The 255-nt window shown below is 54.9% G+C and carries 1 rRNA gene; it reads left to right on the plus strand.

The features are described from left to right. Nucleotides 1–255: ribosomal RNA gene (locus tag J1785_RS00060) — 23S ribosomal RNA — on the plus strand; the annotation flags it as partial.

Raw genomic sequence — 255 nt, forward strand, 5'->3', positions numbered from 1 at the left:
GAAGCTGGTTAATATTCCAGCACTTGGTGTTACTGCGAAGGGGGGACGGAGAAGGCTAGGCTGGCCGGGCGACGGTTGTCCCGGTTCAAGCGTGTAGGGGGTGTGACCTGGTAAATCCGGTTGCATATTAACCCTGAGGCGTGATAACGAGCCACTACGGTGGTGAAGTAGCTGATGCCATGCTTCCAGGAAAAGCCTCTAAGCTCCAGGTAACACGAAATCGTACCCCAAACCGACACAGGTGGTCAGGTAGAG

This window comes from Rahnella perminowiae (assembly GCF_019049755.1).
GTDB lineage: Bacteria > Pseudomonadota > Gammaproteobacteria > Enterobacterales > Enterobacteriaceae > Rahnella > Rahnella perminowiae.